This window comes from Neisseria maigaei, assembly GCF_958267405.1.
Taxonomy (GTDB): Bacteria; Pseudomonadota; Gammaproteobacteria; order Burkholderiales; family Neisseriaceae; genus Neisseria; species Neisseria bergeri.
In genome coordinates this window covers 1-329 of the sequence record NZ_CATQFT010000030.1, presented here as the reverse complement: position 1 = coordinate 329, position 329 = coordinate 1, and the positions used below count along the sequence as shown (strand labels likewise).

The 329-nt window shown below is 54.1% G+C and carries 1 protein-coding gene; it reads left to right on the top strand.

Annotated elements, in window-relative coordinates; translation table 11 throughout:
* Positions 1 to 261 (top strand): transposase (locus Q3O06_RS05415; RefSeq protein ID WP_301818011.1); only part of this gene is annotated, 261 nt, incomplete at its 5' end.
* Positions 262 to 329: the final 68 nt, after the last annotated feature.

Here is a 329-nt window from a genome sequence, read left to right as displayed (position 1 = left end):
GAGCATCAGTTGTCAGACGGCATTATGCGCAAAGCCTGCCGCAACCGCCCGCTGACGGAAGCGCAAACCAAACGCAACCGATATTTGTCGAAGACCCGGTATGTGGTCGAACAAAGCTTCGGTACGCTGCACCGTAAATTCCGCTATGCTCGGGCAGCCTATTTCGGACTGATTAAAGTGAGCGCGCAAAGCCATCTGAAGGCGATGTGTTTGAACCTTTTGAAAGCCGCCAACAGGCTAAGTGCGCCCGCTGCCGCCTAAAAGGCGGCCCGGATGCCTGATTATCAGGTATCCGGGGAGGATTAAGGGGGTATTTGGGTAAAATTAGG